The sequence below is a fragment of the Nocardia sp. NPDC051787 genome (genome assembly GCF_040681325.1).
Lineage (GTDB): Bacteria > Actinomycetota > Actinomycetes > Mycobacteriales > Mycobacteriaceae > Nocardia.
Genome location: NZ_JBFAYO010000013.1, coordinates 41,049 through 61,402, shown reverse-complemented (window position 1 = coordinate 61,402; position 20,354 = coordinate 41,049). Strand labels below are relative to the sequence as shown.

The 20,354-nt window shown below is 69.8% G+C and carries 12 protein-coding genes; 8 read left to right on the top strand and 4 right to left on the bottom strand.

Annotated features, from left to right (window positions below; all coding sequences use genetic code 11):
* The first annotated feature begins 23 nt into the window (after positions 1-23).
* Positions 24-3,557, top strand: coding sequence for an AAA domain-containing protein (locus tag AB0M45_RS16010; protein ID WP_364329021.1), 3,534 nt, complete (start codon positions 24-26; stop codon positions 3,555-3,557).
* Positions 3,558-3,563: 6 nt separating this feature from the next.
* Here the strand turns inward: AB0M45_RS16010 and AB0M45_RS16005 are convergent, their stop codons facing one another.
* Both AB0M45_RS16005 and AB0M45_RS16000 read right to left on the bottom strand, forming a co-directional pair.
* Positions 3,564-4,742, bottom strand: a complete 1,179-nt coding sequence (locus tag AB0M45_RS16005) for an alanine racemase (protein WP_364328677.1) — start codon at positions 4,740-4,742, stop codon at positions 3,564-3,566.
* Positions 4,743-4,792: 50 nt separating this feature from the next.
* Positions 4,793-5,275 (bottom strand): TetR family transcriptional regulator, encoded by a 483-nt coding sequence (locus tag AB0M45_RS16000; protein ID WP_364328674.1) that lies wholly within the window; start codon positions 5,273-5,275, stop codon positions 4,793-4,795.
* A 414-nt stretch (positions 5,276-5,689) separates the two neighbouring features.
* On the opposite strand from AB0M45_RS16000, the gene AB0M45_RS15995 reads away from it, so the two are divergent.
* Positions 5,690-6,451 (top strand): tyrosine-protein phosphatase, encoded by a 762-nt coding sequence (locus AB0M45_RS15995; protein WP_364328671.1) that lies wholly within the window; start codon positions 5,690-5,692, stop codon positions 6,449-6,451.
* 7 nt (positions 6,452-6,458) lie between these two features.
* On the opposite strand, the gene AB0M45_RS15990 is transcribed toward AB0M45_RS15995, so the two are convergent.
* Together AB0M45_RS15990 and AB0M45_RS15985 are read right to left on the bottom strand one after the other, a co-directional pair.
* Complete coding sequence (locus AB0M45_RS15990) at positions 6,459-7,715, bottom strand: AMP-binding protein (RefSeq protein WP_364328667.1); 1,257 nt, start codon at positions 7,713-7,715, stop codon at positions 6,459-6,461.
* A gap of 92 nt (positions 7,716-7,807) precedes the next feature.
* A complete protein-coding gene (locus AB0M45_RS15985; RefSeq protein ID WP_364328664.1) occupies positions 7,808-8,602 on the bottom strand; it encodes an enoyl-CoA hydratase/isomerase family protein in 795 nt (264 codons plus the stop codon).
* A 176-nt stretch (positions 8,603-8,778) separates the two neighbouring features.
* On the opposite strand from AB0M45_RS15985, the gene AB0M45_RS15980 reads away from it, so the two are divergent.
* The 6 genes from AB0M45_RS15980 (at position 8,779) to AB0M45_RS15955 (ending at position 20,272) form a co-directional block, all read left to right on the top strand.
* Entirely contained in the window at positions 8,779-9,804 is a 1,026-nt protein-coding gene (locus AB0M45_RS15980) for a glutathione S-transferase C-terminal domain-containing protein (RefSeq protein WP_364328661.1), read from the top strand.
* Between the two features lie 150 nt (positions 9,805-9,954).
* Positions 9,955-10,686 (top strand): hypothetical protein, encoded by a 732-nt coding sequence (locus tag AB0M45_RS15975; protein WP_364328658.1) that lies wholly within the window; start codon positions 9,955-9,957, stop codon positions 10,684-10,686.
* Positions 10,683-11,675 (top strand): ATP-binding cassette domain-containing protein, encoded by a 993-nt coding sequence (locus tag AB0M45_RS15970; RefSeq protein ID WP_364328655.1) that lies wholly within the window; start codon positions 10,683-10,685, stop codon positions 11,673-11,675. Before AB0M45_RS15975 ends, AB0M45_RS15970 begins: the two co-directional genes overlap by 4 nt.
* A complete protein-coding gene (locus tag AB0M45_RS15965; RefSeq protein WP_364328653.1) occupies positions 11,672-12,454 on the top strand; it encodes an ABC transporter permease in 783 nt (260 codons plus the stop codon). Before AB0M45_RS15970 ends, AB0M45_RS15965 begins: the two co-directional genes overlap by 4 nt.
* A gap of 45 nt (positions 12,455-12,499) precedes the next feature.
* Positions 12,500-16,393, top strand: coding sequence for an ABC transporter ATP-binding protein (locus tag AB0M45_RS15960; protein ID WP_364328651.1), 3,894 nt, complete (start codon positions 12,500-12,502; stop codon positions 16,391-16,393).
* Positions 16,394-16,498: 105 nt separating this feature from the next.
* Positions 16,499-20,272: a multifunctional oxoglutarate decarboxylase/oxoglutarate dehydrogenase thiamine pyrophosphate-binding subunit/dihydrolipoyllysine-residue succinyltransferase subunit gene (locus AB0M45_RS15955; RefSeq protein ID WP_364328648.1), complete on the top strand. Its 3,774-nt coding sequence runs from the start codon at positions 16,499-16,501 to the stop codon at positions 20,270-20,272.
* The last annotated feature ends 82 nt before the right edge of the window (positions 20,273-20,354 follow it).

The following is a 20,354-nucleotide window of genomic DNA, read 5'->3' as shown; positions in this document are numbered from 1 at the left end:
ACACAGGAGGGCCGCGTTTGTTCGTGTTCGGTGATCGTGTCGTCTGCACCGCCGTCGATCTCGTGCGCGCCGCGCACTGCGAGTTCGCAGTGCTGCGCGCCCTCGATACCGAACTGGGCACCCTCCCGGCCGGGTCCGGCATCGCCGCACCGGCGCCCGAACTCGCACCCGCAATCGCTGACGCTCGGCAACGCCGTCTCGCCGACTACCGTGCCCGCTTCGGCGGTGCGGTCGTGGAGATCGACCGGCCACCGGACAACCTGGGAGACCCGGCCGAACCCAGCGATGGAGTGAACGGTCGCGCATCGGCACGGATCGCGGCCCTGACGGCCGCACACAGCGACACCGTCGCGGCGCTGCGCGCGGGCGCTCACGTTGTCCACGGCGCGACCTTCTTCGACGGCCGATTCCATAGCTCCTGCGACTTCCTGGTACGCGCGGAGCATCGAGTCCGCTACACCGTGCACGGCTCCGCGCCCACGACGGCGGATCGAGTGGGCGCCGCGCTCGAACTCGCCGCCTGCGCCGCCGCCCTCGACCGTTCGGGCGCGCTGACCGCGCCTTTCGTCCGGCTGCACGTGGGCGAGGAGAGCGTGGCCCAGGCGCTGAGCGAGCTGCTTCCGGTGTACCGGGCGCGCAGGCACCGGGTGGAGCGAATCGCGGACGAGAAACTCGGCGAACTCCTGCCGATCCAATGGGGTGACCCGCGCTATCTCGCCTGCGGCCGCTGCCGCACCTGCACCGCGGCCCTGTCGGCCGCGCGCGACCTGCTGCTCGTGGCCGGAATGCCGTCGGCGGTCCGCGCTCGCCTGCGCGAAGCGGGCGTGAGCACCATCGATCGGCTGGCCGCCGCCGACGTCTCGGTGCCGGGTGCGCCGCCGCGCACCGTCACGGCGCTGCGTCGCCAGGCGGAAGTCCAACTTCAGCGCGAAGTTTCGGGCGAACCCAGGTATGCGCTGACCAACCCCACCGCGCTCGGTGCGCTGCCGCCGCCCTCCCCCGGCGACCTCGCGCTCACCATCGGTGGAGGCGGACAGATGCCCTGCACGGTCGAGATCGGCGGTCCGGACATTGTGCACCTGGCCCTGCGTCGGCCCTCCGACCCGGACGAGCCGGGCGGCGCCGCAACCGCGGAACGGCGCGCACTCGAGCAGGTGCTCGACTACCTGACCGAGCGGCGGCGGATGTATCCGGACCTGCACATCTATCACTACACCTCGGCGGTGCGCACTGAACTGCTGCACTGCACCGGGCAGCACGCCGTCGGCGAGGAGTTCGTGGACGAATTGCTCCGCGCGGGCGTCCTGGTCGACCTGTACCCGGTCGTCCGCAACACGATGATCATCGGGGAGCCGTCCTACGACCTGAGCACGCTGCGGCAACTGTGGCCCGATGCGGAGCATTCGCCCGCCGCGAGCGACGCCCACACCGTACTGCGGCTGCGCGATTGGCTGCTGGACCGCGCAGCCGAGCACCGCACCCAAGGTCGGACCGGAGCCAGTTCGTGGCCAACGGCGCCGGTCCTAGGCGAGGCGAAGCCCGCGCCGCCGTCAGGGCAGTCGTCGCCGCGGGCCGCCGCGGCGGAATACGCTGCGGAACCGAACGATGCACAGCCTCCCTTCGACCAGGCCGCGCAGCAGCGCCTCGAACCGCGGGCAAGAACCAGTTCGTGGGTGGCCGTCCGGGGTGAGCCGGAGTCCGCGGCGCCGTCACGGCCGTCGTCGCTGGAGGCTGCCTTGGCGGAATACGCTGCGGGACTGGGCGATTCCCTGCACCCCTCGGCCTTGATGGCCGCCGCGCTCGGCTATCACCGGCGCGAGCGGCAGCCGCTGTGGTGGGCACACGCCGACCGGCTGAGCCACCCGGTGGACGAATGGGCCGACGCGCCAGGGGTTCTCGTCGCCGACTGGGGCACAGTCGACACCAAATGGCATCGCCGCTCCGACCGCCCGGCCATGCGCCGGTATCTGACGCTGACCGGCCGGATCGGAACCGGCTCGACCGGCGCGGCGGGGCCTAGTGTGCTTACTCCCGGCACCACGGTCTACACCTTCTACGACCAGCCGCCACCCGCGGGCATGGTCACCACGGTCGGCCACCGGGCCACCGCGAGGGCGACGGTGCTGGGTTGCTCGGTGAACACCGAGTTCGACGACGCCGTCCGGCTGGAGGAACTGCTGCCCGAAGGCTGCGAACCCTACGACGAGCTGCCGACCGCCATCGCGCCCGATCTGCCGGTATGGGACGAAAACGCCGAACTCGCGGTCGAACTGGCGGCGCAGCAGTTGCTCATGACCCTCCCGGACACGCCACGGGAGGCGGTCTTCGATATCCTCGCGCGCCGCCCGCCCCGGCTCCATGGCGGCGCCAGGTTGCCCGAGGTGCACGGCGACCACGCGGCGGCCATCACCGCAGCCGTGCGCGCGCTCGACCGCTCCTACGTCGCGGTGCAGGGACCGTCGGGGACCGGGAAGACCTCGACCACGGCCCGGGTGCTCGAGCGCCTGGTCGGCAAGCACAACTGGCGGGTCGGCATCGTCGCGCGCGACCACGCGACCGTGGAGAACCTGCTCGACGCGATCGTGCGGGTCGGCGTGCTGCCGGAACTGGTCGCCAAGAAGGACGCGGCGGCCGTCGCCCCGGAGTGGGCAGTGATCGACGCCGCCCGCTATCCGCGTTTCCTGGACAACGCGATCAGCGGCTGCGTACTCGGCGGCACTCCGGCCGATTTCGCGAACGAGGATCTGGTGCCGCGCGAAAGCCTCGATCTGCTCGTGATCGCCGACGCGGGCCGGTTCGCGCTGGCCGACACCGTGGCCGTCGCCGCGAGCGCACGCAACCTGCTGCTGCTCGGGGATCCCGTGCCGTCCACCGCGCGCGGCACCCATCCGGCTCCGGTCGGCGAATCGGTACTCGGCTGGCTGGCCGAGGGGCGCCAGACCCTGTCCGCCGAGCGCGGCTATTTCCTGGACCGCACCTGGCGGATGCATCCAGCGGTATGCGAACCCGTCTCCCGGCTGTACTACGACGGGCGCCTGCGCTCCAATGAAACCGTCACGCTGGCAAGGCATCTGGACGGCGAGGAGCCCGGCGTGCGTACCGTCCTGGTCGACCACTACGGCAATGCCACCACCTCGCCGGCCGAGGCGCGCGAGGTGGTGCGCCGGGTCCGCGCGCTGCTCGCCATGTCCTGGACGATCGGCGCGACGACGCGCAGGGTACACCCGCACGACATCTTCGTGGTCGCGCCGTACGCCGCGCAGGTGGGGCGGATCCGGACCATGCTGGCCCGCGCCAAGATCGAGGACGTGCTGGTGGGCACGCCGGATCGATTCCGCGGCAGGGAAGCGGCGGTGGTGCTGCTTTCGATGACCACCTCCAGCCCAGCCGACGCCCCCTACGGCATGCGGTCGCTGTTGTCGCGCGGGCTGATCCGCGCCGCGCTGTGCCGGGCCATGTGGAAGGCGATCATCATCCGCTCACCGCTGCTGACCGAGTACCTGCCCGCCACCATGGAAGAGCTGGCCGATCTGGGCGCATTCCTGCGGCTGGGCTGACGACGGTCAGCCGAAGCAGACTCCCTCGCCGCGATAGGTCGGCACGGAGACGCGGGAGCCGTCGGCGTCGACGAGATGGAGCGTGTCGAACCGCTCGCACAGTTCACCGGCCTTCGCATGCCGGAACCACACCCGATCGCCGATCCGCAGTTCCGCCGCGCCCGCCAGCGGTGTCTGCACCTCCCCCGCTCCTTCGGTGCCGAGCAGCTTCAGTCCGCTGGGCCACACGGGTTTCGGCACCCGGGACGGCCCCGCCGGGCCGGAGGCGATGTAGCCGCCCGCGAAGACGGTGGCGATCTTGCGCGTGGGCCGCCGCAGTACGGAGGTGGCGAAATATAGGGCGGGCCTAGGGGTGAACGATCGGTAGTGGTCGAACAGCGTCGGCACGTACAGGCCCGATCCGGCGGTCACCTCGGTCACGTCCGGGTCGGCGACGCTGACTTCGATGGATCCGGTGCCGCCGCTGTTGACGATCTCCAGCTTGCCGGTCACCGAGCGGACCGCGTCGAGCACCTTCGCACGCCGCTTGGCGATCTCCGCCGCCGACGCCCGCTTCACCAGGCGCACCGCGGCATTCGCGTCGGGCAGCCCGGCGATCTGCGCCTCGTAGGTCATCACGCCCACCACGTCGAAACCACGGCGCAGCGCGTCGCTTGCCAAGGTGGCCGCCTCCTGTGGCTTGCGCACCGGGGACCGGCGGACACCGAGGTGCAGCGGGCCGATGCGCAGGGAGGCGTCCACATCCAGGCAGACCCTGGGGCGTACCCGGTCGGTGCCGAGGGCGGCACGGGTCAGGTCGAGTTGGGCGGTGTCATCGATCATGAGCGTGATCGATCGCAGCAGGATGTCGTCGGCGGCCAGCTCCGCCAGCGCGGCGCGGTCCACCGTCGGATAGCCGAGCAGGACGTCGCGCGCCCCCTGACGCACCAGCCAGATGGCCTCACGCAGGGAATAGGACATGATGCCCGCGAAACCGCCCGCGGCGGTGAGATCGGCGCCGAGGACTTCGGCGAGAACGACGCGACAGCGCACGGATTTGCTGGCTACACGCACCCGAACACCACCCGCGCGACGCACCAAGTCGGCGGCGTTGGCGCGCAGGACGGCCACGTCGAGGGCGGCCAGGGGCGGGTCCAGCTCGGCGGTGGCCGCGTGCAGGCCCGCGATCGGCGACGTCTCGGTCACCAGGACAACTCAACCATCAAACTGGTCGATCGTCCAGTATTTCCGGCGCGCTAGCGATCAATACCTTTCGCGGCCATGGCGCCGACCAGGTCGTCCAGCACCACCAGCATGGCCTCGTCGTTGCAGTCGGCCAGCCAGCGCAGAATGGCGCCCCGGACGAGCGAGACGACATAGGCCGAGATCGACTCCACCGGTTCGAGCCATTGCGTGCCCGACCGCTCGGCGCAGAGCTCGAGGAACGCGGCTACCTCGGTTTCCATCCCCTGGTAGGCAGCCGACGCGGTCGGGTCGGCAACTCGATCGGTCCCCATGTCCCAGCGGGCGCGCAGCAGCTGGACTGCCGCCTCATATGCTTCGATGTGCTTGGTCGGCGCCTCTGTGATCAACGGCCAGTACGCGCTGACCCCGGCATGCAGCAGCACCCGCAGCGCGCGAACCCCGGTGTAATCGAGCGTGGCCGCTGCCTCTTCGACCGCCGCGCGTATGGCAGGCCGTAGCCGGTCCTTCGTTATTACTTCTCCACCTGCGCTCAACGACGACTCCCTCGGCGAAAGAACTCGCGCACCTCGGTCGGCACGACTCGCTGAACATGGCGGGCAACTTCTGGAAAACCCCACGCTGCCCGGTCCAACGTTCATCAATGTTAGAGGTTTTTCCTGGTTTAGAAACGGGTTCATTGGGTATTTTCAGACTGAAAGAATGTTTTGTTACCCAACCGCGACGGCTATGCGATCACGCCGTGTCGCCCGGAATTCCCGCTACGACGGTGGATCTCAATCTCTCCCACCGGCCCGCACACCGTAGACAAGAGTACGGTTCGGACCTCCGGTGCCCAAAATCTCGTGACGCATCTCACAGTCCAACCCGCACAAATCGGTCAGCCTATCGTGTGGGGTTCGATCCGCGACCGACATCCTTTCGTTCCGTGGGGCCGATAACCTGGATCGGTGACTCTCTCGCCCCCTGCCGACTCGCCCCCTGCCGACCAGTACTTTCTCTCCGGCACCTTCAACTTCCGGGATACCGGCGGCCTGCGCACCGACGACGGCTCGAAGGTCCGCCCCGGGGTACTGCTGCGCTCGGCCCAACTGAGCGGACTCGACGAGGCCGGCCATGCCGCGCTGCGCGAACTGCGCGTCACTGACGTGCACGACCTGCGCGGACACCGCGAGATCGAGCACATCGGCGCCGACCGGCTGCCCGCGGACGTCCGGCTGGTTGTCACCCCGTTCGACTCCAGAATGGGCGAGGCACCGCCGCACGAGGCCACCGCGCGGACCGCCTACACACACATGCTCGAGGTCTACCGGATGTTCCCCGCGCTGCCCGAGGCGCACGCCGCCATCGCAGCGCTCGCCGAATCCATCGTGCGCGGCACCGGCGCCGTGCTTGTGCACTGTGCTGCGGGCAAGGACCGCACCGGCTGGGCCGTCGCCACACTGCTGCGCGCGGTCGGCGTCACCGAAGCCGATGTGCGGGCCGACTACCTGGAGAGCAACGGGGCCGTCCCCGCGCTGCGCTCCTTGATGACGACGAAACTGCTGGGCGGCGAGGAGCTTTCGGTAGACCTGCTCGGCGTGCGCGAGGAATACCTGGACATCGCCACGGTCTCGATGCGGGAACTGCACGGCGATCTGCGCGGCTATCTCGCGGCCGCCGGCCTGACGCCCGATCTGCTCGCGCGCATGCGCACGCGCATGCTGGAGTGAGCCGCAATCACTCGGCGGGCACCGCTTCCCGGCGCACCAAGCCGTCGGCGTCGATCGTCACCTGATCGCCGGTGTGGAACCAGGTTCCGGTGAACCGCGCCGCGGTGGTGGTCGGGTCGTCCCAGTAGCGTGGCGTGACGTTCGGCCCGCGGCACAGCAGTTCCCCGTGCCCCGCTGTCGCCTTCGGCCCCCACAGCGCCAATTCGGTACCGCCGAAAGGGAATCCGAGCACGGCGTCCGCGGCCGACGGGTCCGCCGCCTGCTCGGCGTCGTCCACCGCGAGGCCGATGCCGCTGGTCTCGGTCGCACCCCAGACCGACCACTGCCGCGCGGCCGGGAACACACTGCGCAGTTCGGTCGTGAGGTCGACCGGGGTGGCCGGCACCACGACGCGTTCGGCACGGTGACCGGCTTTGCTGATCCGCGCGACGCCCTCGGTGCACAGCCCCTCGGCGCGCAGCTCGGCCAGCTCGGGCACCAGGCCCGCGAAGATCCGCGGCGTCGCGGAGACCATGTCGATGCGCTCGGCCGCGATGGCCTCGGCCATGCCGCGACTGTCCCTGGCGAGCACGACCGTGCCGCCGACCGCGAAGGTCGGCAGAAGCTGATCGACACAGCCGCTGGCGTGCGCCAACGGCAGCAGCACCAGATTGCGCAGGCCATCGGTCGGCAGATCCAGCGCGGCGACCATGGAGCGCACCGCGGAGAGCAGGTTCTCGTTGGTCAGCTCCACGCCCTTGGGCGTGCAGGTGCCGCTCGTGTAGCACAGCAGCGCCAGATCACTCAGCGCCGCGCCGTCATCGATGAACGCGGCGCCGTCGGGCAGTTCGGTCTCGCCTCCTGGACGGCCGAGCACGAAATCGGCACGGCTGTCGATGATCACGCGCTCGGCCACCGCCTCGGGCAAGCCGTCGTGCACCAGCACCGGCACCGCGCCGCTGAGCAGAGCGCCGAGGAAGGCCTGCACCCAGCGCGCGCCCGAGGGCATGTGGATGGCGACCCGATCGCCGTAGCCGATCCCGTGCTCCTGCAAGCCGCCGGCGATCCGGGAGGCGGAGTGCCACAGCTCCCGATAGCTCAGGCGCGGGCCGCCGATCTCTACCACTGCCTCGCGGGTGGAAAACGCGTGGACCTGCAGATCCAGTAGCTCGGTCAGCGCCGGGGTGAGGTTTCCGTAGCGCAGCACCCCGTCGGCGCCTCGGGCTAGCGGGTTGTCCCAGACATGCGGGCCGGTCAGGGGGTATTCGACGAGAAACTGCGACATTCGTCCTCCGCGTGCCTCGAGTGAGCAGGCACTGCGACTATATGACTCGGGTCACAATCTCGCTGGGATAGGCGACGAACGTGTCCGACCTGTCACCGGCCGGCGTAGCCGGCCTTGCCCGGACCCACCTCGAGAAAACTGCGCACGGCGCCTTGGAGATCGTCGGTGCCGAACAGGGCGCCGGATACCTCCGGTGTCACCGAATCCGCATGTGCCACACCGCCGGAACGCCACGCCTCAATGATCCGCTTGGTCGCCGCGTGCGCCTTCGTCGGGCCGTCGGCCAGGCGGTGGGTCAGCTGCCGGGCCGCCGCGTCGACGTCGTCGTGCACCGCGTTCACCACACCCCACTCGGCCATCGTCGCCGCGTCGTAGAGGTCGCCGGTCATCACGAACTCGCGAGCCCGTCCCGACCCGGCGCGCTCGGCGAGACGCTGCGGGCCGCCCATCGACGGGGTAAGCCCGACCACGGTCTCCACCAACCCGAACTTCGCCTTCGGTGCCGCGAGCAGGATGTCGCAGGCGAGCGCGATCTCGAAGGCCGCGGTCAGGGTCAGCCCGTGCGCGACGAACACCACCGGGCACGGCAGCGCCTCCAGCGGGTGGATGATCTGCGCGAACAGCGTTTGCCACAACTCGGCGCCCTGCTCGACGGTCAGGCCGTCGAACACGTGCACGTCCACGCCGCCGGACACCACCTTGCCCTCGGCGCGCAGCAGCACCGCGCGCGGCGGTCGCGCGGACAACTCGGCGATATCGGCGATCAGCGCGCCCAGCATCGCCCGATCGAACAGGTTCAGCGGCGGATGGGCGAGGGTGAGGGTCGCCACCTCGGCGCCGGCGTCTGTGCGGTCGCGTTCCAGGCGGGTGGCCTTCGTTTCACTCATCCGGCCAGCCTAGGCGTACCTCCACCTTCGCTCCGGCCGTGCGCGGTCTGAGGACGGACTACGTCCGGCAGCGCCCATTCTGCGTACCCCCTGGCCTTCGCTCCGGCCGTCCGCGAGCTGAGGACGGACTACGTCCGACAGCGCCCACCAGGGGTTCGATCTGCGAAACTGTCAAGGTGACCAAGTCGGCTAGCGAGCGCGGTTCCTACGTCGAGCCCGGCGAGTTCAAGAGGGACACGAACTACATCACCACCCGGATCACGGCCGACGGCCGGGACGGCTATCCGGTCGAGCCGGGGCGCTACCGGCTCGTCGCGGCACGGGCCTGCCCGTGGGCGAACCGGACACTGATCGTGCGGCGTCTGCTCGGGCTCGAGCAGGTGCTCTCGCTCGGTCTGTGCGGTCCCACGCACGACAAACTCAGCTGGACCTTCGACTTGGACCCGGGCGGCGTCGACCCGGTGCTCGGCATCCCCCGGTTGCGCGACGCCTACCTGGCCCGATTCCCGGACTACCCGCGGGGCATCACCGTGCCCGCCATCGTCGACGTGCCGACCGGGCAGGTCGTCACCAACGACTACGCACGGATCACGGTGGACTTCTCCACCGAGTGGACCGACTACCACCGGCCCGGCGCGCCGCTGCTGTACCCCGAACCGCTGCGCGCGGAGATCGACGAGGTGAACCTCGTCGTGTTCCGCGACGTCAACAACGGCGTCTACCGGTGCGGGTTTGCCGGCGCGCAGGACGCCTACGACGCCGCCCATGACCGGCTCTTCAACCGCCTGGACTGGCTCTCGGAACGCCTTGCGGCGCAACGGTATCTGGTCGGCGACATGATAACCGAAGCGGACATACGGCTATTTACAACGCTGGTCCGCTTCGACGCCGTGTACCACGGGCACTTCAAGTGCAACCGGTCCAAACTCACCGAGATGCCGGTGCTGTGGGCGTACGCGCGCGATCTGTATCAGACCCCCGGCTTCGGCGACACCATCGACTTCGGGCAGATCAAGACGCACTACTACGTGGTGCACCGGGACATCAACCCCACCGGAATCGTGCCGAAGGGTCCCGACCTGGCCAACTGGTCGACGCCGCACGGCAGAGAAGCCCTCGGCGGCACACCGTTCGGCGACGGAACCCCGCCGCCCCCTCCACCATTGGCCGAACGCGTACCGGCGGTTCAGGCGCCCGCCTGACGTTGCCCGGCCATGTCCGCCGGTAGCCCAGAGGCATAGGCAGCCGACTGGTGGAACCGATCCGCCTGGGTACTTCGTTGTCATGACGAGCTGACGGCAACCGGTGCCATACAGTTCAACCCAGCAGACCGGAAGAGGAGGATGCCGCCGATGCTCAAAGGTGCGTTCGAGAAAACGGTGGTCGAGCTGCTCGATACCGGGTCACGCCTGCAAGCGCCCGCGGTCGCCAAGTACGTGGACCGGATCAGGCGCTCCCATCCCGACGAAAACCCCGCGCAGATCATCGAGCGCTTGGAGAAGCAGTACCTGCTCGCGGTGACCGGTAGCGGCAGCGCGGTTGGCGCGACCGCCGCGCTCCCCGGCGTCGGCACCATCGCCGCGGTCGCCGCGGTGAGCGCGGAAACAACCTTCTTCATGGAGGCGTCGGCGGTATTCACTCTCGCGGTGGCCGCGGTGCACGGCATTTCGCCGCAGGATCAGGAGCAGCGCAGGGCATTGGTGCTGGCCGTGGTGCTGGGCGAGAGCGGCATGGAGATCGTGCAGAAGACCGTCGGCAGCTCCGCGAAGAACTGGGGCACGGTGTTCGCCAACCGGATTCCCGGGCTGTCGAGCATGAATGATTCGCTGCTGAAGCGGTTCATCGTCCGGTTCATCACCAAGCGCGCCGCGCTGATGGCGGGCAAGGTGCTGCCAGCAGGCGTCGGCGCCGTGATCGGCGGCGCGGGCAACCGCGCGCTCGGCAAGGCCACGATCACCAACGCGCGCAAGGCATTCGGACCGCCGCCCGGCACGTGGCCCGCCGACCGGCACCTGATCATCGACGCCGATCCGCTCACCGCGATCGACCCGGCCAAGCCGCAACCTCCGGCCACCCCACGATGAGCGGGAGCCGTCCGGTCGCGTTCGCGGTCCGGGGATTGACCAAGCGGTACGACCTCGCGACCGCAGTGACGGACGTCAGCTTCACCGTGCCCTCCGGCGCCACAGCGGCGCTGGTGGGTCCGCGAGGGGCAGGCAAGACCACCATCCTGCGGGTGCTGCTCGGCCTCGGCGCCCCCACTTCCGGCACCACGTCCGTGGGCGGACCCGGCTCGGCCCGGCCCGACGCCGGGAGTTCCGCGCGGGTGGTCGGCGCCGTGCTCGCGCCACGCGGGCTGCATCCGGCTCGGACAGCGCGGGAGCACCTGCTGATCTACGCGGCCGCGGCGGGCCTCGTGGACGCGCGGGTGGGCGAGGTACTCGAGCTCGTAGGGCTGGACGAGTACGCCGCGACCAAGATCGGCAACCTGTCGATCGGGCAGCAGACCAGGCTCGCGCTGGCCACCGCGCTGCTCGGCGACCCCTCGCTGCTGGTGCTCGACGATCCGATGGACGGGCTCGACGCCGCAGAACGCGGCTGGTTGCAGGAATTCCTGCGCAGGCACACCCGCCGGGGCGGCAGCGCCCTGCTGTCCAGCGAGAGCCTCGCCGCCGTGCTGCCCGGAGCGGACCACCTGGTCGTGCTGAACGAGGGCACGGTGGTGTACCAGGGTAGCCCGGCTCGGCTGCGGCGCGGACATCCGGACCGGCTGGTCGTCGCCGCCTCCCCGCCCATCGCGCTGGCGACCATGCTTGCGGCACAAGGATTTACCGACGCGGTGATCCGCCCGGATGGCCGCCTCGCCGTCGCGGAGGCCACCGAAGCGCAGATCAGAGCGGCCGCCACCGCGGCGAAAGTGCGGATCGACAGCATCGTCTCCGACCCCATTCACCCCGACCGGGTGCTCGCGTCGCTGACCAAACCCACCGCGGCGCCGGCGCCGCACTATCCCGGCCTCACCGCGCCGCGCACCCAGCAACCGTCTCCGCTGCCCTACGGAATCCCACGATGATCGCTATCCTGCCCGCGGACCTGGTGCCGACCGTCAACTCCGAGATCCGCAAGGTCGTCACGATGCCGCGCGGCCAGATGCTCGCGGGCGCCGTACTCGCGATCGCGCTGATCGCGAGCATCGCATCGGCGGGCCTGGCCGGACCGCCGGACCCGCGTGGCGAGCCCGCCACCGGCGCGGCGACGATCGGGCTCTACCTCGGTCTCGGCGTGGTCGCGCTGGCGGCCGCCGTCTTCGGCGCGGTGGGCACCGGCACCGAGTACCGGTACCACACGATGCCGGTGAACGTGCTGTTCACCGCCGACCGCGATCGGCTGGCCGCCGCGAAGTTCCTGGTCATCGGGTGTTGCGCGGTGGCGGCGGGGGTGGCCGTGGAACTGGTCTCGCTCGGCGGCCTCTTCGGCGCGGGTCGCGACAAGATCGCAGTAACCGGCGAACTGTTCGCCGTGCTCGGCGGCGGGCTGCTCGCCGCGGTCTGCTGGTCGCTGATCGGCGCGAGCGCGGGCATCCTGGCGCGCTCCTCCGCCAAGTCGGTGGCGCTGTTGCTCGGCTGGATCGGGCTCGCCGAGCCCCTGCTGTGGCTCGTCAGCCGCGGTCTCGGCATCCCGGGCGTCGTGACCGTGCTGCCCGTATCCGCGACCGTCGGCACGATCGCCGTCGGTTCCTTCCCGGACAGCGATTTCCTCGCCCCCACCCCGGCCGCCGTCGTGGTCCTGCTGCTGTGGACCATCGGCCTCGGCGCCGCGAGCTGGTGGAGCCTGCGCACCCGCGACCTGTGACCCACGCCGGGAACAACGGCCTGTCGGTGGGCGTCGGTACCGTCGATGAAGAACGCGGTACGACGAAGGGGGCGAGCGGGCGTGGTGGACGGGGGCGGCAGACCAGGATGGATACGCAGGCTGTGGGCCGAGTGCCGGCCGCACCGCGCGGTGCTCGCCGGGATCGCGGCGGCGGTGCTCGGCGGCGCGGTCATCGAGACGGCCGGGCCGCTGCTGACCAAAAGGGCCATCGACGCGGCCGGTGTCGGTGACACGGCGGCGATCGGCGCCGTCGCGGGCCTGTTCCTGGTGCTGGCCGTCAGCCGATCCGCGGCCGGATTCGGGCGGAGGTTGCTGGCCGGACGGCTGTCACTGGACGTGCAGCACGCGCTGCGGGTGAATCTGCTCGGTTCACTGCAACGGCTGGACGGCATCGGCCAGGACACCCTGCGCACCGGTCAGGTGGTGTCCCGGTCGATCACCGATCTCCAGCTGGTTCAGGGCCTGATGGCGATGGTGCCGCTGTCGGGCATGGCGCTGCTGGAGTTCGTGCTCGCCGCCGTGGTCATGATCTGGCTCTCGCCGCCCCTGGCCGCCGTCGCGCTGCTGGTGGTGCCCGCGATCGGCCTGGTCGTCTATCGAATGCGCCCGCGGCTGCACGCGGCGACCTGGTCCGCGCAGCAGCGCGCCGCCGACCTCGCCCAGCACGTCGAGGAGACGGTCACCGGGGTGCGGGTGGTGAAGGGCTTCGGTCAGGAAGCCCGGATGGTCGACCTGCTGGAACGCCACGGCCGCACACTCTTCGCGGAGCGGATGCGTGCCGCGAAGATCGACGCCCGCTTCGCGCCGACCGTCGCGGCGATTCCACAATTCGGCATGGTCGCGGTCATCGCGCTCGGTGGACTGCTCGCCCTGCACGGCAGCATCGGGATCGGCACCTTCGTCGCGTTCGCCGCGTACGTCGCCGTCATGACCGGCACCGCGCGCATCCTCTCCTCGGTGATCGTCATGGCCCAGCTGACCAGGGCGGCGGCCGAGCGGGTGTTCCAGGTGATCGACACCGCGCCGGTCATCGCCGACCCGGATCGCCCGGTCGAGCTGCCGGACGGCCCGCTCGGCATCGAGATCGACGCGCTCACTTTCGGTTTCGATCCCGATCAGCCCGTTCTGCGCGAAATGGACCTGCGCATACGGCCCGGTGAGACGGTGGCCGTCATCGGCCCCGCGGGGTCGGGCAAGTCCACTCTCGCCCTGCTGCTCCCCCGGTTCTACGCACCGGACTCCGGCCACATCCGGCTGTTCACCGAAGCCGCGCCCGCCCCACTGCGCACCGACCCGGCGGATGAGTTCACCGTCACACGGAATGGCGCGCGCACCGCGACCCTCACGGCGGAAACCGTCGGTGTCGACATCGCCGACGTGCGCGCCGCCGACCTGCGCGCGGCCATCGGCGTCGTCTTCGACGATCCCTTCCTGTTCTCCGACACAATCGCCGCGAATATCGCGCTCGGGCGGCCGGAGGCCACCGACGAGGAGATCCGGCAGGCGGCCGTGCAGGCCGCGGCCGACGAGTTCATCGCCGAGTTGCCGGACGGATACGACACCGTGGTCGGCGAGCGCGGCCTGACCCTCTCCGGAGGCCAGCGGCAGCGGATCGCGCTGGCCAGAGCATTGCTGGCGCGCCCGCGCATCCTGGTGCTCGACGATGCCACCTCGGCGGTGGACGCGGTCACCGAAGCGGCGATCTTCGACGCGCTGCCCGACCGCGGCGGGCGGACCACGCTGATCCTGGCGCATCGCGAATCGACGCTCGCCCACGCCGATCGTGTGATCCGGCTGCCAGCGCCCGCCGGATACGTTGCCCCGGGGCCGGACATCACCCCGTCCGGGGCCGGGCACGGTCAGCCACCGGGTCGTTCCACCAGCGGCCGCTTCGCGGGCGCGGCGGCCGACGTGAGCGAGACCCCCGAACTACGCCGCACCATCGAGCGCCTGCCACCCGCCACCGAGCAGCCCGGCCTGGACGTAGAGCGTTTCCGCGAGCCCGATCCGCGCTTCGGGCTGCGCCGCATGCTGCGCCCGGTGCGCCGGCTCGTGCTGACGGTGATGGCGCTGCTGACGGCCGACGCGGTGATCGGCATCGCGTTCCCGCCACTGGTGCGCTACGCGATCGACGGGGGCGTACTGGGCGACAATGCCGCGGCACTGGTCCGCGCGACGATGTTCGGCGCGGTACTCGCCGCCGCGGGCTGGGTGGTCGGCGCGGCGACCACCGCACTGACCGCGCGGACCGGGGAACGGGTGCTGTTCGGCTTGCGGGTCCGCAGCTTCGCGCATCTGCAGCGGCTCGGGCTCGACTACTACGAGCGCGAGCTGTCCGGGCGGATCATGACCCGGATGACCACCGACGTCGACGCGCTGTCGACGTTCCTGCAGACGGGGGTCGCCACCACCCTCGTCGGCCTGCTGACGCTGGTCGGCATCGCGGTCGCGTTGCTGGTGATCGATGTCTCACTGGCTCTGGTCGTGCTGGCGACGGTGCCCGCTCTGGCGCTCGCGACGGTGCTGTTCCGGCGGGTGTCGTCCGTCGCGTACACCGTCTCGCGGGAGCACGTGTCGGCGGTCAACGCCGATTTCCAGGAAAACGTGACGGGGTTGCGCGCGGTGCAGGCGAACCGGCACGAGCCGCGTGCGGCCCGTCGCTTCGCGGAGTATTCGCAGCGGTATCGCGATAGCCGTTTGCGGGCTCAGCGGGCGATCGCGCTGTACTTCGCGTTCGTCGTCGGATGGGCCGATGTGGCGCTGGCCGCGGTGGTGTTCTTCGGTGCGCGCGAGGTCGCCGCCGATGCGACCAGCGCGGGGACGCTGGTCGCGTTCGTGCTGTATCTCCAACTGCTGTTCGGTCCGATCCTGCAGCTGTCCCAGGTCTTCGACAGCTACCAGCAGGCCAGGGTCGGTCTGCTACGGATCGGGAACTTGCTGCGCACACCGTCCTCGATCACCGCCGATCCGGCCGATCCGGTGCCGATCGCGGAGGGGCTGCGCGGCGATGTCGCCTTCGACAACGTCCGGTTCCGGTACGCGGGCAGCCGGGTTCCGGCCCTGGACGGCGTTTCCCTGCACATCCCGGCGGGCTCCACCCTGGCGCTGGTCGGGCCGACCGGCGCGGGCAAGTCGACCGTCGTCAAGTTGCTGGCGCGTCTCTATGACCTGCCCAGGGGCGAGTCGAACCATTCCGGCGGACATCCGAAGGAGCCGAATAGCCCAGTGTCGAACCCGGCGGAGTCCGCGATTCGGCACAGTGCCGCCGACTCCCAGAACGGCAACCGCGGCTCGGACCCCGGTGCCATCCGGGTGGACGACGCCGACATCCGCGACTACCGCCTCGCCGACTACCGCTTGCGGCTCGGCATCGTCCCGCAGGAAGCTCACCTGTTCAGCGGCGACGTGGCGAGCAACATTGCATTCGGGAAACCATTCGCGACCGCCGAGGAGGTCGCCGCGGCCGCCGCCGCGGTGGGCGCGACCGGCATGATCGCCGCCCTCCCGCTCGGTATGCGCCAGCCGGTCGGCGAACGGGGCCGCGGCCTGTCGGCGGGCCAGCGTCAGCTGATCGCGCTCGCCCGCGCCGAACTGGTCGCCCCGGACTTGCTGCTGCTCGACGAAGCCACCGCCACGCTGGACCCGGACGCCGAGGCATCGGTGCTGGCAGCGAGCCGATCACTGAGCCGCGACCGGACCACCGTGATCGTCGCGCACCGGCTCGGCACGGCCGCGCGCGCCGACCGGATCGCCGTGGTCGACCACGGCCGGATCGTGGAATTCGGTCCCCACGCGGAGCTGCTCGCCGCAGGCGGACCGTATGCCCGGCTGTGGGCAGCGGCGCGCGAGTCCGGGGGAATATTCTCGAGTACTGACGAGTCGTCACCTATGAGGTCGGGGGTGTCGGGTGGTCAGTGAATCCACCGATTTGCTGCTGGGCCTATCCTCAGATAGGGCGCATCGGCGCGCATCCGCTGATCCCCGTGCCGGGCACGTCACAAACGTCGCAGCGCGAAGAACGAAATGAGGCGAACACCTGCTGTGAGCAGCTCAACTTCCCAGTTCGGTCAGAACCAATGGCTGGTCGACGAGATGTATCAGAAGTTCAAACAGGATCCATCTTCCGTCGACGAGAGCTGGCATGAGTTCCTGGCCGACTACACGCCTGAGGCGGGTGGTGATTCCGGCAACAGCCAGACCGCCCCCGCGCCCGCGCAGGCCGCCGCTCCGGCTCCGGTCACCCCGGCCCCCCAGCCCGCTGCCGCCAAGCCTGCACCAGCCCCTGCGCCCGCGGCGCCGAAAGCGCCGGCTCCGGCCGCTCCGAAGCCCGCGACGGTGACCGCCCGCACTCCGCAGACCACCCCGGCGCCCACGTCGAACGCCGCGCCGACCTCCGGCCCGAAACAGGCCGACACCGCCACCGACGAGGCCAAGGTGCTTCGCGGCGCCGCTGCGGCCGTGGCGAAGAACATGGCCGCCTCGCTGAGCATCCCCACCGCGACCAGCGTGCGCGCGATCCCGGCGAAGCTGATGATCGACAACCGACTGGTCATCAACAACCACCTCGCCCGCACCCGGGGCGGCAAGATCTCCTTCACCCACCTGCTCGGCTACGCCATCGTGCAGGCGGTCAAGGCGTTCCCGAACATGAACCGGCACTACACCGAGATCGACGGTAAGCCGAACGCGGTCACCCCCGCGCACACCAACCTCGGGCTCGCCATCGATCTGCCCGGTAAGGACGGCAACCGCGCACTCGTCGTCGCGGCCATCAAGGGCTGCGAGGCGATGACGTTCGGGCAGTTCCACACCGCCTACGAGGACATCGTCCGCCGCGCTCGCGACGGCAAGCTGACCGCCGAGGACTTCTCCGGCGTCACCATCTCGCTGACCAATCCGGGCACCATCGGCACGGTGCACTCGGTGCCGCGCTTGATGAACGGTCAGGGCGCGATCATCGGCGCGGGCGCGATGGAGTACCCCGCCGAGTTCCAGGGCATGAGCGACGAGCGCATCGCCGAGCTGGGCGTCGGCAAGCTGATGACGCTCACCTCCACCTACGACCACCGCATCATCCAGGGCGCGGAGTCCGGTGACTTCCTGCGCACCATCCACCAGCTGCTGATCTCCGACGATTTCTTCGACGAGATCTTCCACGGCCTCGGCGTGCCCTACGAGCCGGTCCGCTGGCGCAAGGACGTCCGCGAGCGCGGCGTCGACAAGAGCGCCCGTGTGCTGGAGATGATCGCGGCCTACCGCAACCGCGGCCACCTGATGGCCGACACCGATCCGCTGCGGCTGGTCAAGGACAAGTTCCGCAGCCACCCGGACCTGGATGTCACCCAGCACGGCCTGACCTTGTGGGATCTGGACCGCACGTTCAACGTGGCGGGCTTCCACGGCCAGGAGCGGATGAAGCTGCGCGACGTGCTGTCCATCCTGCGCGACGCCTACTGCCGCCACGTCGGCGTCGAGTACACCCACATCCTCGATCCCGAGCAGCTGCAGTGGATCCAGGACCGGGTCGAGCAGAAGCACGCGAAACCGACTGTCGCGCAGCAGAAGTACATCCTGAACCGGCTGAACGCCGCGGAGGCCTTCGAGACCTTCCTGCAGACCAAGTACGTCGGGCAGAAGCGCTTCTCGCTGGAAGGCGCCGAGGCCGTCATCCCGATGATGGACGCGGTGATCGACCAGTGCGCCGAGCACAGCCTCGACGAGGTCGTCATCGGCATGCCGCACCGCGGTCGCCTCAACGTGCTGGCCAACATCGTCGGCAAGCCGTACTCGAAGATCTTCACCGAGTTCGAGGGCAACATGAACCCGGCCGGTGCGCACGGCTCCGGCGACGTCAAGTACCACCTCGGCGCGCACGGCACCTATCTGCAGATGTTCGGCGACAACGAGATCGAGGTCTCGCTCACCGCCAACCCCTCGCACCTGGAGGCGGTAGACCCGGTCCTGGAGGGCCTGGTGCGCGCCAAGCAGGACCTGCTGGACAAGGGCGACGGCCCGGAGGGCTACTCGGTCGTGCCGCTTATGCTGCACGGTGACGCCGCGTTCGCGGGTCAGGGCGTGGTCGCCGAGACGCTGAACCTGTCGGGTCTGCGCGGCTACCGGGTCGGCGGCACGATCCACATCGTGGTGAACAACCAGATCGGCTTCACCACCGCGCCGGAGAACAGCCGCTCCACCGAGTACTCCACCGACATCGCGAAGTTCATCGGCGCGCCGATCTTCCACGTCAACGGCGACGACCCGGAGGCGTGCGACTGGGTGGCCCGTCTGGCGGTCGACTTCAAGCAGAAGTTCCGCAAGGACGTCGTGATCGACATGATCTGCTACCGCCGTCGCGGCCACAACGAGGGCGACGACCCGTCGATGACCCAGCCGTACATGTACGACGTCATCGACACCAAGCGCTCGGTCCGCAAGGCGTACACCGAGAGCCTGATCGGTCGTGGCGATATCTCGCTGAAAGAGGCCGAAGACGCGCTGCGCGACTACCAGGGCCAGCTGGAGCGGGTGTTCAACGAGGTCCGCGAGCTGGAGAAATACTCGCCGGAGCCGAGCGAGTCGGTCGAGGGCGACCAGCCGGTGCCCGCGACCGTTATCACGGCCGTGGACAAGACCGTCCTGCAGCGGATCGGCGACGCGTTCCTCGGCGTGCCCGACGGCTTCAACGTGCACCCGCGCGTCAAGCCGGTGCTGGAGAAGCGCCGCGAGATGGCCTACGAGGGCAAGGTCGACTGGGCCTTCGCCGAGCTGCTCGCGTTCGGCACGCTGATCGACGAGGGTCGCGCGGTGCGCCTGACCGGTCAGGATTCCCGCCGCGGCACGTTCACCCAGCGGCACGCGGTGATCATCGACCGCAAGACCGCCGAGGAGTACACCCCGCTGCACAACATCGGCAGCGAGAACCCGGGTTGGTTCGCGGTGCACGACTCCGCGCTGAGCGAATTCGCCGCCGTCGGTTTCGAATACGGCTACTCCCTGGGCAACCCCAACGCCCTGGTGTTGTGGGAGGCGCAGTTCGGTGACTTCGTCAACGGCGCGCAGTCCATCATCGACGAGTTCATCTCCTCCGGTGAAGCCAAGTGGGGCCAGCTGTCCGACGTCGTGCTGCTGCTGCCGCACGGCCACGAGGGCCAAGGCCCGGACCACACCTCCGGCCGCATCGAGCGCTTCCTGCAGCTGTGCGCGGAGGGCTCGATGACCGTCGCGGTGCCGTCCACCCCGGCGAACTACTTCCACCTGCTGCGCCGCCACGCACTGGACGGCATCCGCCGCCCGCTGATCGTCTTCACCCCGAAGTCGATGCTGCGCAACAAGGCCGTGGTCTCGGACCTGAAGGACTTCACCGAGAGCAAGTTCCGCTCGGTCTTCGACGAACCCGCCTACGAGCAGGGCATCGGTGACCGCGGCAAGGTCAAGCGCATCCTGCTGACCAGCGGCAAGCTCTACTACGAGCTGGCCGCCGAAAAGGCCAAGCAGAAGCGCGAAGACGTGGCGATCGTCCGGATCGAGCAGCTCTACCCGCTGCCCACGTTCCGCCTGAACGAGGCCCTCGCCGGCTACCAGAACGCCACCGACCTCGTCTGGGTCCAGGAGGAACCGGCCAACCAGGGCGCCTGGCCCTTCTTCGGCCTCAACCTCCCGGAAGTCCTCCCCGACCGCCTCGGCAAACTCCGCCGCATCTCCCGCCGCGCCATGTCGGCCCCCTCCTCGGGGTCCAGCAAGGTCCACGCGGTGGAACAGGCGGAGATCATCGCCGAAGCGTTCGAGCCGACGGCGTAGTTCCTGATCTGAAAACCGGGCCGAATCACTCTCTCTCACAGAGCGATTCGGCCCGGTTTCGCGTTTTCCAAGGAAGCGGTTC